This is a genomic window from Vibrio sp. MOR3, from assembly GCF_001557775.1.
Lineage (GTDB): Bacteria > Pseudomonadota > Gammaproteobacteria > Enterobacterales > Vibrionaceae > Vibrio > Vibrio jasicida.
This window is the reverse complement of record NZ_LNRD01000011.1, coordinates 1-14,906: the sequence shown is the minus strand read 5'-3', so window position 1 is coordinate 14,906 and position 14,906 is coordinate 1. Positions and strand designations below refer to the sequence as shown.

At 46.8% G+C, this 14,906-nt stretch carries 12 protein-coding genes; 8 read left to right on the top strand and 4 right to left on the bottom strand.

The features are described 5' to 3' along the window. The first annotated feature begins 376 nt into the window (after positions 1-376). The 4 genes from galE (at position 377) to galM (ending at position 5,022) form a co-directional block, all read left to right on the top strand. Complete coding sequence (galE, locus tag ATB76_RS18945; protein WP_061035942.1) at positions 377-1,396, top strand: UDP-glucose 4-epimerase GalE; 1,020 nt, start codon at positions 377-379, stop codon at positions 1,394-1,396. A 95-nt stretch (positions 1,397-1,491) separates the two neighbouring features. Beyond that, positions 1,492-2,544, top strand: a complete 1,053-nt coding sequence (locus ATB76_RS18940; protein WP_045421010.1) for a UDP-glucose--hexose-1-phosphate uridylyltransferase — start codon at positions 1,492-1,494, stop codon at positions 2,542-2,544. A gap of 239 nt (positions 2,545-2,783) precedes the next feature. Further along, positions 2,784-3,944, top strand: a complete 1,161-nt coding sequence (galK, locus tag ATB76_RS18935; RefSeq protein WP_061035941.1) for a galactokinase — start codon at positions 2,784-2,786, stop codon at positions 3,942-3,944. Positions 3,945-3,963: 19 nt separating this feature from the next. Continuing rightward, the gene (gene galM, locus ATB76_RS18930; RefSeq protein WP_061035940.1) at positions 3,964-5,022 is read left to right on the top strand and encodes a galactose-1-epimerase; all 1,059 of its coding nucleotides are present in this window, start codon (positions 3,964-3,966) and stop codon (positions 5,020-5,022) included. Positions 5,023-5,204: 182 nt separating this feature from the next. Here galM and ATB76_RS18925 read toward each other — a convergent pair whose 3' ends face one another. Together ATB76_RS18925 and ptsG are read right to left on the bottom strand one after the other, a co-directional pair. Then, positions 5,205-6,203 carry a substrate-binding domain-containing protein gene (locus tag ATB76_RS18925; protein WP_005427398.1) on the bottom strand — a complete coding sequence of 333 codons (999 nt, stop codon included), beginning with the start codon at positions 6,201-6,203 and terminating at the stop codon, positions 5,205-5,207. Between the two features lie 259 nt (positions 6,204-6,462). Continuing rightward, the gene (gene ptsG / locus ATB76_RS18920; RefSeq protein ID WP_061035939.1) at positions 6,463-7,872 is read right to left on the bottom strand and encodes a PTS glucose transporter subunit IIBC; all 1,410 of its coding nucleotides are present in this window, start codon (positions 7,870-7,872) and stop codon (positions 6,463-6,465) included. Positions 7,873-8,252: 380 nt separating this feature from the next. Here ptsG and ATB76_RS18915 point away from each other — a divergent pair, with 380 nt between their 5' ends. The 3 genes from ATB76_RS18915 (at position 8,253) to ATB76_RS18905 (ending at position 11,218) form a co-directional block, all read left to right on the top strand. Next, complete coding sequence (locus ATB76_RS18915) at positions 8,253-10,022, top strand: SgrR family transcriptional regulator (RefSeq protein WP_061035938.1); 1,770 nt, start codon at positions 8,253-8,255, stop codon at positions 10,020-10,022. Between the two features lie 121 nt (positions 10,023-10,143). Further along, a complete protein-coding gene (locus ATB76_RS18910; RefSeq protein ID WP_005436572.1) occupies positions 10,144-10,476 on the top strand; it encodes a tRNA-binding protein in 333 nt (110 codons plus the stop codon). A 145-nt stretch (positions 10,477-10,621) separates the two neighbouring features. Continuing rightward, entirely contained in the window at positions 10,622-11,218 is a 597-nt protein-coding gene (locus tag ATB76_RS18905) for an outer membrane beta-barrel protein (protein WP_061035937.1), read from the top strand. 38 nt (positions 11,219-11,256) lie between these two features. Here the strand turns inward: ATB76_RS18905 and ATB76_RS18900 are convergent, their stop codons facing one another. Next, on the bottom strand, positions 11,257-11,808 hold the full coding sequence (locus tag ATB76_RS18900; RefSeq protein WP_042603193.1) for a gamma-glutamylcyclotransferase family protein: 552 nt from the start codon (positions 11,806-11,808) through the stop codon (positions 11,257-11,259). A gap of 200 nt (positions 11,809-12,008) precedes the next feature. Here ATB76_RS18900 and ATB76_RS18895 point away from each other — a divergent pair, with 200 nt between their 5' ends. Continuing rightward, positions 12,009-13,193 (top strand): NnrS family protein, encoded by a 1,185-nt coding sequence (locus ATB76_RS18895; RefSeq protein WP_061035936.1) that lies wholly within the window; start codon positions 12,009-12,011, stop codon positions 13,191-13,193. Between the two features lie 321 nt (positions 13,194-13,514). Here the strand turns inward: ATB76_RS18895 and mltC are convergent, their stop codons facing one another. Beyond that, the gene (gene mltC / locus ATB76_RS18890; protein WP_042603819.1) at positions 13,515-14,627 is read right to left on the bottom strand and encodes a membrane-bound lytic murein transglycosylase MltC; all 1,113 of its coding nucleotides are present in this window, start codon (positions 14,625-14,627) and stop codon (positions 13,515-13,517) included. Between the last annotated feature and the right edge of the window lie 279 nt (positions 14,628-14,906).

The window sequence follows — 14,906 nt, the reverse complement described above, 5'->3', positions numbered from 1 at the left end:
GGTTACATTTGGGGCGGGGCTACTGTAGCGGGCTTTATCTCTTGCTTTGTAAGAGCAATGTCAGGTATCGATTGCGGAAAATTATCTTTCTGGTTTGCGTGAATTACCGTGTTTTTCTTACATTGTGTAAACGTTTATACATGTAAGTATCATAAATCTTTCCCATTTTTCTGCTCTAACTCATTTTCCTTTATTTTTATTGATTTTAAATCGTGATGCAATTTTGTGGAAACGTTTACACTATTTTGAGTTTGATCACGGATCTGGATCGGTTTTGATTGGTAGACTTTTAGCCAGTTAAGAGATGAGCGAATCTGCTTGGTGAGCAGGCTCAACCAATTTCCAAGCATCGAGCAGCAAAAATGGAGAAGCAAAAGTGAAAGTTCTTGTCACAGGCGGTATGGGGTACATCGGCAGTCACACATGTGTCCAGATGATTGAAGCAGGTATGGAGCCAATCATTGTCGACAACTTGTGTAATGCCAAAGTGGAAGTGTTAAGCCGCATTGAAGCGCTAACCGGTAAGCAACCGGCTTTCTACCAAGGTGACATTCGCGATGAAGCCTTTTTGGACTCAGTGTTTGCCAAGCATGACATTCAAGCTGTGATTCACTTTGCTGGCCTGAAAGCGGTGGGCGAATCTGTCGCGAAACCATTGGAATACTACGATAACAATGTGAATGGCTCATTGGTGTTGGCGCGCAGCATGCGTAAAGCGGGCGTGAAAAGCATTGTATTTAGCTCATCGGCAACGGTTTACGGCGATCCTGACATTGTGCCGATTACGGAAGACTCTCCAACGGGGGCTACCACTAACCCATACGGTCGCAGCAAATACATGGTGGAAGAGTGCTTGAGCGATTTGTTCAACGCAGAAAATGATTGGAGCGTGACGTTGCTGCGTTACTTCAACCCAGTTGGTGCGCATCCATCGGGCACTATGGGTGAAGACCCTCAGGGCATCCCAAACAACTTGATGCCGTTTATCGCGCAAGTGGCAGTAGGCCGCCGCGAAAAACTATCGGTATTTGGCAATGACTACCTAACGCCGGATGGCACAGGCGTGCGTGATTATATCCACGTGATGGACTTGGCTGATGGCCATATCGCAGCGCTTAAATCGGTAGGTGAAAAAGCCGGTTTGCACATTTACAACTTAGGTACGGGCAAAGGCTCTAGCGTGCTTGAGATGGTAGAAGCGTTCGCAACGGCTTGCGGTAATCCAGTGCCTTACGAGCTTTGTCCTCGTCGCCCGGGTGACATTGCTGAATGTTGGGCAAGTACAGATAAAGCGGAGCGAGACCTTGGTTGGAAAGCGACGCGCAGTGTTGCGGAAATGACGGCAGATACGTGGAAGTGGCAGTCAAATAACCCGCAAGGCTATTCCCCTGCGTAATTGATGCTGCAGCGTTGTTGATTGACCGCCTAGCTGCAACTCCAATTTCATTGGGGAATGCAGATGAAAGAAATTTTAAAAGTTGAGTAAGTAAGATGTCGAATGTTGAATTTAACCCAGTGGATCACCCACACCGTCGTTACAACCCACTAACGGGGCAATGGATTTTGGTGTCACCGCATCGTGCAAAACGTCCTTGGAGTGGCGCTGATGAGAAACCTGCAATTGATGAGCTACCAAGCTACGACGAGAAATGTTTCCTTTGCCCGACCAACGAGCGTATTTCTGGTGATGTAAACCCAGATTACCAAGGCACGTATGTGTTCCAAAATGACTTTGCAGCACTGATGGTGGACTCTCCAGATGCACCTGAGTCAGACAACCCTCTGTTCAAAACACAAGGTGTGCGCGGGTTGAGCCGAGTGATTTGTTTCTCGCCTGATCACAGCAAAACTTTGCCTGAGCTACCGGTCGACAAAATTCGTGGTGTGATTGACACGTGGAATGATCAAATCGAAGAGCTGGGTAAAGACTACGTTTGGGTTCAAGCATTCGAGAACAAGGGCGAGACCATGGGGTGTTCTCAGCCTCACCCGCACGGTCAAATCTGGGCAAACAGTTTCTTGCCAAACGAAATCGAGCGCAAAGAACACAACTTAAAAGCGTACTACCAAGAGCATGGCAGTAACTTGCTGGTGGATTACGTGCAAGCTGAGCTTAAAGATGGTTCACGCACAGTGGTTGAGACTGAACATTGGATTGCTGTTGTTCCTTACTGGGCGGCGTGGCCATTCGAAACCATGCTACTTCCTAAAACGCATATTCGTCGAATGAGTGAGCTAACCGATGAGCAACGCGATGACCTTGCGGTTGCTATCAAAAAGCTAACCAGCCGTTATGACAACCTATTCCAATGCTCTTTCCCTTACTCAATGGGCTGGCATTACGCGCCGTTCTTTGAAGAAGGCACCGATATCGACCATTGGCAACTGCATGCGTTGTTCTACCCGCCACTGCTACGCAGTGCAACGGTTCGTAAGTTCATGGTTGGCTATGAAATGCTGGCAGAAAGCCAACGCGACCTAACGGCAGAACAAGCGGCGCAGCGTCTGCGTGACCTAAGCGATGTGCATTACAAAGAGCAATAAACCAATTAATGAATAGCCGGAGTTATCGCTGGTTTTACCTAAAGCTCGGTCAAATTCCCTTTTATTCGGGAGGGGAGGGTTAACCCCCTCTGGCTCCCCCTTGATAAGGGGGAGGACTAGACCCCCTCTAACTCCCCCTTATTAAGGTGGAGGATTAGACCGAGTGAATACGAAACTGGAAATCAGGATTTAACGCTGGTTACACCAATACCAAATTTATAATTTAAGAGAACGTCCCTATGTCTGATCTAATCCAAAATGTGAAAACCTCTTTTGAACAAGTGCTGGGTTACGCCCCAAGTCATATTATTCAAGCGCCTGGTCGTGTAAACCTGATTGGTGAGCACACTGATTACAACGACGGTTTTGTATTGCCATGTGCGATCAACTACCAAACCGTTGTGGCGGCAGCGAAGCGTGAAGACAACCTAGTACGCGTGGTTTCTGTGGATTACGGCAACGCCGTTGATGAATTCGACATCACGCAAGAAATCACATTCCAACAAGACAAAATGTGGGCGAACTACATTCGCGGTGTGGTGAAGTGTCTTCTTGCTCGTGGTTACCAATTCTCTGGTGCGGATATTTCTGTTAGCGGTAACGTGCCTCAAGGTGCGGGTTTAAGCTCGTCGGCAGCGTTGGAAGTGGTGATTGGTCAAACGTTCAAAGTGCTGTTCAATCTTGAAATCAGCCAAGCGGAAATCGCGCTAAACGGCCAACAAGCAGAGAACGAATTCGTTGGTTGTAACTGCGGCATTATGGACCAAATGATTTCGGCAGAAGGTCGTGAAAACCACGCGATGCTGTTGGACTGTCGTAGCCTAGAAACTGAAGCGGTATCAATGCCTGAAGACATGGCGGTGGTGATCATCAACTCAAACAAAAAACGTGGCTTGGTCGACAGCGAATACAATACGCGCCGTGAGCAGTGTGAAGAAGCGGCGCGCATCTTCGGTGTAAAAGCGCTGCGTGATGTGACCATTGAACAGTTCAACGAGAAAGTCTCTGAGCTAGACGAAATGGTCGCAAGACGCGCTCGTCACGTGATCACAGAAAACGATCGCACGGTAGAAGCGGCGCAAGCACTTCGCGCGCACGACATGAAGCGTATGGGTGAACTGATGGCTGAGTCTCATGCGTCCATGCGTGATGATTTCGAAATCACAGTCAAAGAAATCGATACGTTAGTTGAGATGGTGAAAGAAGTGATTGGCGAGCAAGGCGGCGTGCGCATGACGGGCGGTGGCTTTGGTGGTTGTATCGTTGCAATGGTACCGCCAGCATTGGTTGACGAAGTGAAAGCAACGGTAGAAGCGAAGTACCAAGCAGCAACGGGTTTGAAAGAATCCATCTACGTGTGCCAAGCGAAAAACGGTGCTGGTTTAGTCAAAGTGCTTTAAGACGCAGTAGGGGCGAGAGATGACTGAGCCATTAACTATCACGATGACACAGCAGGTCGCCTTTGATGGTGCGCCTGCCAACGTGGTCGAACTGAAAAATAACACAGGCATGAGCGTTACCTTTATGGATATTGGCGCGACATGGCTGAGTTGTCGTTTACCTTTGGCGAATGGGGAGTTGCGTGAAGTGCTTCTCGGAGTGGGGACGATGGGGAGTTTCATGCAGCAACAGTGTTACATGGGTGTCACTGTTGGTCGCTACGCAAACCGCATCGCCAATGGTCTTTTTGAAGTGAATGGCGAAGTATTTCAAGTGTCTACTAACCAAGCGGGCAACTGTCTGCATGGTGGTGAAGAAGGCTTTGATAAACGTCGTTGGAAGATTGAGTCTCACTCAAATCAACAAGTGACGTTCTCTTTATTGTCTGAAGATGGCGACCAAGGTTTTCCGGGCAATCTAGAAGTGCAAGTGACGTATACGCTGACTGATGATAACCAAGTGAGCATTGCGTACTTCGCTAAGACAGACAAAGCGACACCGATCAACTTGACCAACCATGCTTACTTCAATTTGTTGGGGGCAGAAGCGGACTTAGATTGTCGTTCGCATCGCTTAACCATCGTTGCAAGCCAATACTTGCCAACCTCTGAGGTCGGTATTCCGCTTGGTGAATTGCAAGATGTGAAAGGCACTGGGTTTGACTTTAGAAGTGAAAAACCAGTTTCAGAACACTTCTTACAAGATGAACAGCAGGTTGCCGCCAAGGGGTATGACCATAGCTACCTATTTGATGCTCATCGTGATGTTTCAAAACCGGTTGCGTTGGTGGTTTCTCCTGATGAAAAAGTGCACCTGTCAGTGGTGACAAACAAGCCTGCGATGCAATTGTACACGGGCAACTGGTTAGCTGGCGCACCAAATCGTCGTGGCGGTGAATATAACGATTACGCGGGTCTGGCGTTAGAAACGCAGTTTTTACCAGATTCGCCAAACCATGCTGAGTGGGCGCAGCCAAGCTGTATTCTTGAGCCTGAACAAGAGTACCGCTTCTGCACCACTTATCAGTTTGCTTTCTAGGTAAACTGAGCATTTTCGAGCTTTTGGGTTGCTGTAGGCTTTTTGCTCGCAGTAGGTCAAAAGCTCATCGAAAGTTGGCAAAATAACGCTCTCTACAAACACCCCAAAAAGAAAAAGCTCTGTCACTTCGGTGGCAGAGCTTTTACTTTGTAACCTTTCTTGGCACTGACTAGCGCGATATCTTAAAGACGATCCACCGAGTTACGGCGCACTAAAGTCGGGCTAAAGATGATGGTGTCATCTTCCACTTGCTCATCACGTGATAACGCTAACGCCAAACGCGCAGCCCGCTCTGCCATCATTTCGATTGGGTAACGAATCGTGGTCAAACTTGGGTTGACGAAGCGAGCAATTAAGCCATCGTCGAAGCCAACCATGGACACTTTTTCTGGTACGTCGATACCATTTTGGTCTAACGCCGCCAGCGCACCTGCTGCCATGTAGTCGTTGTACGCCACCACGCCAGTGATTGCGAGTGACTTGGTCAGCAGATTGGTCATGGCTGTTTCGCCGCCGTCACTGTTTGGCTCACCATATTCGACATAGCTTTTTGATAGCTCGATATCGTGATCTTTCAGTGCCGCTTGGTAACCTTGTAAACGCTCGTCGGTATCTTCGATGTCATGGGATGAGGCGATACACGCGATCTTGGTGTGACCATGGCGAATCAAATATTCCGTCGCTAAGTACGCGCCCTTGCGGTTATCAAGAGAGATACAACGCTCGGCCAATTCTGGGATATGGCGGTTGATCAACACCATGCCTTTGACTTCTTTGGCGTAACCAATCAGTTCTTCGTCTGATAAGCCTTTAGAGTGAATCACAATGGCTTCACAACGACTGTTGATCAGAAGTTCTAGCGCTTGGCGTTCGTCTTCTGGGTTGTGGTAGCCATTACCAATCAGTATATGTTTGCCGTTTTCACGCGCCACGTTATCTACCGATTTCACCAGTGTGCCGAAGAACGGGTCTGAGACATCACCGACAAGTACGCCCATGGTGTTGGTACTTTGGCTGACGAGTGCACGCGCCGCTGCGTTTGGACGGTAGCCCAGTTTGCTCATTGCTTGCGTCACTGCGTCGATAGAAGATTGGCTTGCTTTCGGTGATTTATTGATCACGCGAGAGACGGTCGCGACCGATACGCCGGCTTCTTTCGCGACATCCTTGATTGTTGCCATGAGGGACCTTTCGTGGGCTAAATAACGTTAATTGGAGTATTAAACACCCATTGTGTAATAAGTGCAATCAACACCATTTTTATATTGCGATGAATTTGGTCTTACTCTATGAATTTATTGAATATATGTGATGTGTAAACGTTATCTTAGCTAGGGCGTTGATTAGTAGTATGAAAACAAAAAATCGCGGTCATTGATGCGACCGCGATTTGTCGTTTCTATTTCTCTTTACAGGCCACAGAAAATGGCGCTCAGAAAGCTAGTTGTTGTTCATCCAATCAACCATTTGGGTTTTGTACACATCGCTGTTGCCGCCAAAGATAGCTTGTACGCCTGTACCAACTCGCACCACACCTGCTGCACCAAGTGCTTTCAGTTTGGCTTCGTCGACTTTGTCTTGCTCTGCGACTTGGATGCGCAATCGAGTGATACAAGCATCGGTGCTTAAGATGTTTTGTTTGCCGCCAAACGCGCTAACCAACTCACTGGCAAACTCTGAACTGGTGTCATTGACGGCTTTGCTGCTGTCTTGATCTTCACGCCCTGGTGTTTTCAAATCGAACGTCTTAATGAACCAAGTGAACACAACGTAGTACAGCGCTGCGTATGCCAAACCTAGTGGGATGATCATCCAACCTTTGGTCGAAATACCAAAGAAGGTCACGTAGTCGATAAGACCTGCACTAAAGCTGTAGCCATGTTTAACGCCCAGCATGATACACAGTGGGTAAGCCAGACCCGCAATGATCGCGTGGATCACGTAAAGCACAGGCGAGATGAACAAGAACGCAAACTCGATAGGCTCAGTGATACCAGTTAGGAACGACGTTAGCGCAGCTGAGATCATGATGCCCATAACTTTGGTGCGGTTCTCTGGTTTTGCTGCACGGCCAATCGCAATTGCCGCCGCAGGAAGACCAAACATCTTGAATAGGTAACCACCCGCTAGGTTGCCCGCATTTGGGTCACCAGCGAAGAAGCGAGGGATCTCTCCGTGGAATACTTGGCCAGTAGCGTTCACAAACTCACCAGCTTGAAGCTGAATAATCACATTGATCACATGGTGCAGACCAAATGGGATCAGAGCACGCTCTGCGGTGCCGTAAGCCCAGAATGCCACCAATGGGTTTTGCTCGGTTGCCCATGTGCCAAACCAATCAATGCCAGAGCCAATTGGTTGCCAGATAAAGGCAATCGCAATGCCCAAAAACAGCATAGAAAATGACGTCACGATCGGGACAAATCGTTTACCCGCGAAGAAGGCCAAGTAAGCTGGCATCTTAATGGTGTAGAAGCGGTTAAACATATACGCACCAACCGCTCCGGAGATGATGCCGCCGAGCACACCTGTGTCGATATGGTCCACACCCAGCACGCCAGCCATGACTTTTAGCGTCGCGACTAATACGTAATAACCAATACCTGCCGCAACTGCACCAACACCATCATTGTTGGTAAATGAGATGGCAACGCCAAGCGCAAAGATAAGCGGCAGGTTACCGAAGACCGCGCCCCCCGCTTCTGCCATCAATTCAGAAACTACGGGTGGAATGAACCCAAATTGCGCCGAGCCAATACCCAAAAGGATACCTGCCGCGGGCATTGAGGCTATAGGCAACATGAGCGCCTTACCGACCTTAGAAAGGTTGGCAAAAAAGTTAGCAAACATAAAAATACTCCAACTTGTTAGATAAAAATCTTGAGTGGCGCAGTCATGAATAAACTGTGGGAAGCGGGGAGATTAGCGATAGCATCGTGATTATGGTTTGCGGGGGTTGGAGCATAAACATAAAAACTGGTTGCTATCGCTAAAGCTTTATAAGTGGTGTGCTGAGCTAAAAATAGAGGGCCTTAACCAATTGAAGGGCACTGTCTCGATCGCTCAAACATAGGACTGCGTCAGAATCTAAGAGTATTTTGGGTAAAAATAAGGCATGAAAAAACAGAGTTAATTTTGTTTATCTTGTTCCTGATAACTAAGTTTTTAGACCTTTTTATTTGAATGAAGGCAATAAACGCTAATATAAGGAACAGGATCTTAGTTTTGGAGTGCCTGTTTTGGAGAGTATTAATCTTTTTCGCTATTACGAACGTGTAGAGAGCTTTGAGCTGCGAGAGGAATATGCGGTGACGCTTGCCGAGATTGCAGACAAGATGTTCACCAGCCCAAGGCATGCCCGAGCTATTCTCAAGCAGATGAATGCGCTCAACTGGATCGCTTGGATACCCAGAGTGGGGCGTAACCAACGTTCGACCTTAATTCGTAACATCGATCGTACAGAGGTGAAGCGCTCTATTGCTCTGGAGTGGATCAAAGAGAGCAAATACGACCGGGCACTTGAGTTTCTTGACTTCGACCAAGTGGTGTTTGAACAATTACTTAAGCAGACTTCCGGCGCCCAAGTGACAGAAGGCAAAGTCAGTGTTCAACTCACCTATAACCGCTCTTTTGCTACGCTCAATCCAATCACACCGCAACGAAACAGCGAACGTTTCTTAATTCGTCAAATTCACGCTTGCTTGGTTTCCATGACACCGGAAGGCGAGTTAGTCGGAAACATTGCGCACCATTGGCAAGCCGATGAAGAGTGGCGAACTTGGACGTTTTATCTTCGTCCTTCCGTTTGCTTTCATCATGGCGGTAAAGTGGATGCAGAACTAATGGTGAAGCTACTAAACCATTGGCAGCAGCTTCCATATTATCAAAATGAACTCGATCACCTTGAAGCGGTTTCTGTTGAGTCGCCTTATCGATTTTCCGTTCAACTTACTCGGCCAGACAAAGGCTTCGCTGCATTGTTGAGTGATCTAAAATACTCTTTACAGCCTGTCGAGCAACTCAATAACTTATCCTCCGACAGCATCGGCTGTGGCATTTTCTCTCTGGAATCGCACACGAACAACAAACTTACCTTGGTGGCGAATGAGCGCTTTCACGGATTTCGCTCCCTCACTGATAAAGTCACCATCTGGTCGTTAAACAGTGGCAAGAAGGAAGGTGCAAAGGCTTCCAATTACCCCCACGATTTACCTAAGACAGAGCAGTACTCGAAAAAGGTCATCACCAACTCTCCAGATGAAGAAGTGGATGAGCGCATCATCGATGCCAAACACACAGCATCGAAAGATCGCGTGGAAGAAGGGTGTTTGTTTATGATTTTCAATCACAATCATCCTAACTTATCGCACGCTCAGCGACGTTGGCTGAGTGATGCCTTGAGTGGTGAGAACATTTGGCAGCAGTTAGAACGCAACGAAACCACCTTCGGGGCTGAGATCGCACATAACTTTTTCCCCTTCTGGCACAACGTTAAATATCTGAGAAGCGATGAAGTAGCGCTACCGAGTTCAATCCGAATCGCCTGTTATTCCCATCTTGGTATTCAACGCAGTGCGAGAGCCGCTGAGCAAATCTTGATGGGACATGGCATCAAGGTTGAAGTAAACGTTTATTCGTTTGATGCATTCATTGAAAAAGCGTTTGGAGAGGGCTTTAGTGAAGAGATTGTCTTAAGCAGCTTTAACTTGGATGACAATCGACAAGTCTCGGCTTTACTGTTTTTCCTCAGCGATCCCATTTTGCACGCCACGATCGGATTTGATGTCAGCGACTGGGTGGTGGCTGAGATCAACCAAATTCGACAGTTTAGCGCTCCGGAAGATTACCTCACTAAGTTAGAGCAACTTGGCTCTGTGCTGATCTATGAAGGTGTGGTCAGCCCTATGCTTCACCACCGACAAACACTTAGCTTTCAAGACATATTCAAAGGTGTAGAGATCACGGCGTGGGGGTGGCCGAAGTTGAGTGAGATTTGGTAAAGGGTGATTGTAATCAGCACGATCTTTGCTCATCAAAATGCGATCTTCACCTCTTGTATTTAAAGTACTAACTGATAATGTAGAGTTTGTTTTAGTAAAATTTTACTTGGGGTTTTAATCAATGGAAACGATCGCTTACTCAGACTTCGCAAAGCTAGAAATTCGCACCGGAAAAATCATCGAAGTAGCTCGTCACGAGAACGCTGACAAGCTTTACATCGTGCAGATCGACATCGGTGAGAAAACACTGCAAACCGTCACCAGCTTGGTGCCTTACTACACAGAAGAAGAGTTGATGGGGAAACAAGTGGTGGTGCTGTGTAATCTTGCGAAAGCTAAGATGCGTGGCGAAACCTCCGAGTGCATGCTGCTTTGTGCCGAAACCGATGATGAATCAGAAAGTGTTCTACTAACGCCTGAGCGTGCGATGCCTGCTGGTGTGAGGATCGTTTAGTACCTAATCATATATTGTTTGTATAACATTTATTTATGTTTTAGATCTCATTTTATAAATGAATCAATAGAATCATATTCACCTTTATTTATAATCTCCGCGCTTTTAAAAGCTGTCTAACAGCATGAAAAATTAGGATATTATAATGAAAAAAGTATTGCCATTATTGGCTTTAGGTGCAGTGGTTGCTTCAGCGTCGGTTCAAGCAAATGGTAACTGGTACATTGGTGCCGATATTTTAAATTCAGACCTTAAAGTTGAGGGGGACTCGTCAAGCTCTTCAGCGACTGGTCTTGGTATTGCGGTAGGTAAAGAGTTGCAATACTCAGAAAACTTCAAACTGGCACTAGAGGGCGAATACGTCTACTACGGTAGCTTTGAAGAAAAAGCGTCAGGCATGGGGAACTGGGCAAAAGTGACTGTTGATGGTTACGGCTTCAACCTGAATGCAAAACCGAAATATCAATTCTCTAGTACTGGCTTTTATGTTGGTGCCGTGGCTGGTCTTGGCGTAATGGGTGTCGATTTTGAGTCTAAATCAAACCTTTCACACCTTAATGTTAAAACCGATGGTAGTGATATTGGTTTCAACTACGGTGCAGAAGTTGGCTATGAGTTCGCTTCAGGCCTAATTATCTCTGGTGGTTACCGTGTTTCTACAGTAACGATCGATGTTGAAGGCGGTGGTGATATCGACTTTGATTTCGACAGCCTATACGCTGGTGTTGATTACAAGTTCTAATCCCACACAAACAGAACATGAATAGCAAAAGGGAGCCACTAGGCTCCCTTTTTAATTAGGTTATCAATCAACTTATAATGATGATCTTGTACGCCCGCTAAGTTGCCGTATTTTGGCTGGTGGCGGTCGTTTTCTTTGGCATGATGCCAACCAACGGTATGGCGAACGAAGTGCTCAGCAAAGGCGTGAGAGACTTCCAAGCATCCAGCGAGAACCGTATCAACATAGCTTTGCATGATGGGACTGAGTGAGCAGGGTGGTAACGGATCGTTTTTCACATAAACCCAAATGCTGTGCTCAGAGTTAAAAGTGGCCTCTGTTTCAATCTGATCAGGACGGATTTGAATGCGATGGTAGCCACGCTCGCGTCGGTCAAAATCCGCTAGCGCTTGATCGTCGACTTCAAGCAGTACGCCATTGACTTGCCCTTCGCCTTCATTCACAACCAAGGGTGACAAGATATAGCTGTCGTCAACTTTGCCCCAATAGCGCACCAGACCATGAGCGATGACTGGGATGGCTTCTCCCGTTTGCCCGGTTAACTTGCGCGAGGCGGCATTGATTAAACTGCCGTAGCCAAATATATACATCTCGATTGCTTCCCTTACTTCGACGAAATCACTGTTATCCGTTATACCTAAACACTACCAACCAAGCAACGCATGAAGCACAGGTTTTACCTCGAAAGGATAGTTTGATTTTATAACATGTATTTTTTATACATGTTTGTGTTAATATCGATCGCGTAAAATTTTTGAACGGTATCAAATGTGTACTTAAGGGCATCACAATGCTGAATATCACCGATAAAAAAGTGGAAGAGAAAATCCCTGCATGGCTGCGATTAGGGTTTAGACCGTTTTTCCTGTTTGGCTCTATTTATGCTGTTATCGCAATTGCGGTATGGGTATGGATGTTCCAAACCGGACAGCCAAGTACGTTGAGTGTTCCGGCGTTGTGGTGGCACGTTCATGAAATGTTATTTGGTTTTTCAATGGCAATAGTGGTGGGCTTTGTGCTGACTGCAGTGCAAAACTGGACGGGCATTAACGGCACGAAACACTACACCTTGTTAGCGATATTTACATTGTGGCTTGCACCGAGAATACTGCTTTGGACACCAGCACCACTTTGGTTAACCAGCAGCATTGAAGCGCTGTTTTTACTGTTTGTGGCGTACGAAGTGGGCATTCGTGTTTACCGCGCGAAAGGCTGGCGTAATCTATTCTTTGTGCCGTTATTCTTGCTTGCCATCTTTGCCAACTTTGCCAGTTACGCAACGGTGAAAGGCATGCCGCCATTTACCTCGTCAGCGGTATGGCAAGCGATGCTTTGGTGGTTCACTCTGCTGCTTTCCGTCATGGGTGGACGAGTGATTCCATTTTTCACAGCCCGTCGCTTTAACTTCGAAAAGGCTCAACCGCTAATGTGGTTAGATTGGTTAGCAAACCTACCTTTGGTCATGTTGTTCGTGTTGAGCTTCTTCCCTGTGACGTTTGCGGAACTTGGTCAGCCACTTATGTTGTTTGCCGGTGTGGCGCAGTTGGTTCGATTCCTGCGCTGGAAGCCTTGGCTGACACTTAGCGAGCCGTTGGTGTGGTCTTTACATGCAGCTTACTTGTGCTTGCCTTTGAGTCTGATTCTACGTGGTAGTTGGGATAATGCGTTTGCCAATCATAACTTGATTCACCTATTTGCTATCGGAGCATTAGGAGGCTTGATCTTAGCAATGATTTCTCGAGTGACCATGGGGCACACCGGTCGTATGATTTACAAAGGCCCAAACATGAGCATCGCTTTTGCTGCCGTGATTGGAGCGGCATTAGCAAGAAGCTTAGGCGTGATTTTTGACCCTTCACACATGCTACTTTGGATTGATGTCAGTGCAGCCTTGTGGATTCTGGCTTTCGGTATGTTCGTATGGCGATTCGGAATGATGCTGATGAAACCAAGAGTGGATGGCCATCCCGGATAGCCACAGTACAAATTCGATAAACGAAGGGCTCAACCAACGGTGTGGGCCCTTTTTATTTGAGCTTGCTTCCGCAAATGACCCACAATTAGTAAGGTAATTGTTAAGAATGTGAAAAACGTTGAATTCTAGAGTGGGATTTGAGCGTGCTAGAAGAGGCGGACTCCGCTACTCTGTAGGTGTTATTGCTCGTATGCACATGAGTGATTAACTAGCCAATTGACGTTTTAGACCCATAGGTGTCTTTTCGTGTAATTACATGGCCGCTTAGTTCTATACCTCCGTGGAACTAAGCGGCGTTTTTCGTTTTGTGGCTAGGTAAAATTAGATATTCCCTTCACTAAAGTCTTTTTGGAAATACAGCACTTTCTGTAGGTAGCGTCTTGCTTCCCCTTTTGGGTGTTGAGTGGTCAATGCATCATAAACCTGAGTCGGGTTAAGGCTGTTAAGCTCATTCATTGCGCGTTTTCGGTCACTATCGAAAGTAGAAAGCACGCCACCTGTACCGCCGTTATAGGCGGAAATCATACTAAAATGCTTCGAGGTAGGGTGTTTCACATCGCGAAGATAACGGTTCTTCAAGATGTAGAAGTACGCCGCGCCTGTATCAATGTTATTGGCAGGATCGAACAAGTACTCTTTGGTTGGAATGCCCGGTTTGTTTTTCACCAAATTAAACACATCTGCCCCTGCTGTTTTGGGGATTACTTGCATCAAGCCGTAAGCACCGGCATGAGAAACAGCATAAGGGTTAAAGCTACTTTCGGTTTTGATCACGGCAAAGATAAGGTCTTCTGGCAATCCATACCGTTTAGCAGCATCGCGAACCAAGCCTGCATATTGATACTCACGTTGCTCTAGGTGATCTTTCACCATATTGATTTCGACATAGTAAGCACTGCCGCGTTTGATGGCTTTCTTTTGTAGCTTATTTTCGATCAGGTAATCCGAATAACGGTTAGCACGCCATTCCCACTCTATTGGTTTACCATCTTGATCAAGCACTTGGCCAAGCAAGAAGGGTTTTCCACGCAGAACCGCTTCTTTGTCACTAAACAATTCTGCATGAGTTGGATCGGCAGGCATGAGCAGAGTTTGAACGATGGCTTTTTGCAGCTTCTCCGTTGGTTGGTACTGAGAAATTGTCGAAACATAAATCTTACCCGTTTCGAAGTCGATGTGTGCTCGGGTGTTGTAACCGTCAAGGTACTTCACGTAACGGTGTTTGCCTGCTTCAACGAACTCATCTTCACCCCAGCGATCTTTGGCTTTTTGAGCGATGTAAGCCAGTAACTGTTTGATGTTGTCTTCGTTCGCTGCGCTTGGCGGCTTTACATAAGGAGGAACGTAGTCATCACATGCGCATGGTGGTGTTTCTTCAGGAGCGACAGAACAACCACCGAGAAGGAGTAAGCTCAGGATTAGCGATTTCTTCATCGGATACCGATTAAATTAGAGGTGAGGGCAATTGCCGGCTGAAGAAAATAATAAGTAAGAGTGCTAATCGCCTGAAATTAAAACTTTTTGTGCTTTCGATAGAAGCGTTTGATGCTGAGTATTCACCGAAAAAGAAAAAGCCTGCGGGGTGCCTGTCTCTTGATCACAAGTCTAGTGATCAAGAGACATTGCGAGTTCGTAGCCTTCAAGGATGGTTTGTAGTTTAAACCACCCTTCCCAAAGCACCTTTATTGAAGCTCTACCCGTCCTCTTGGTATC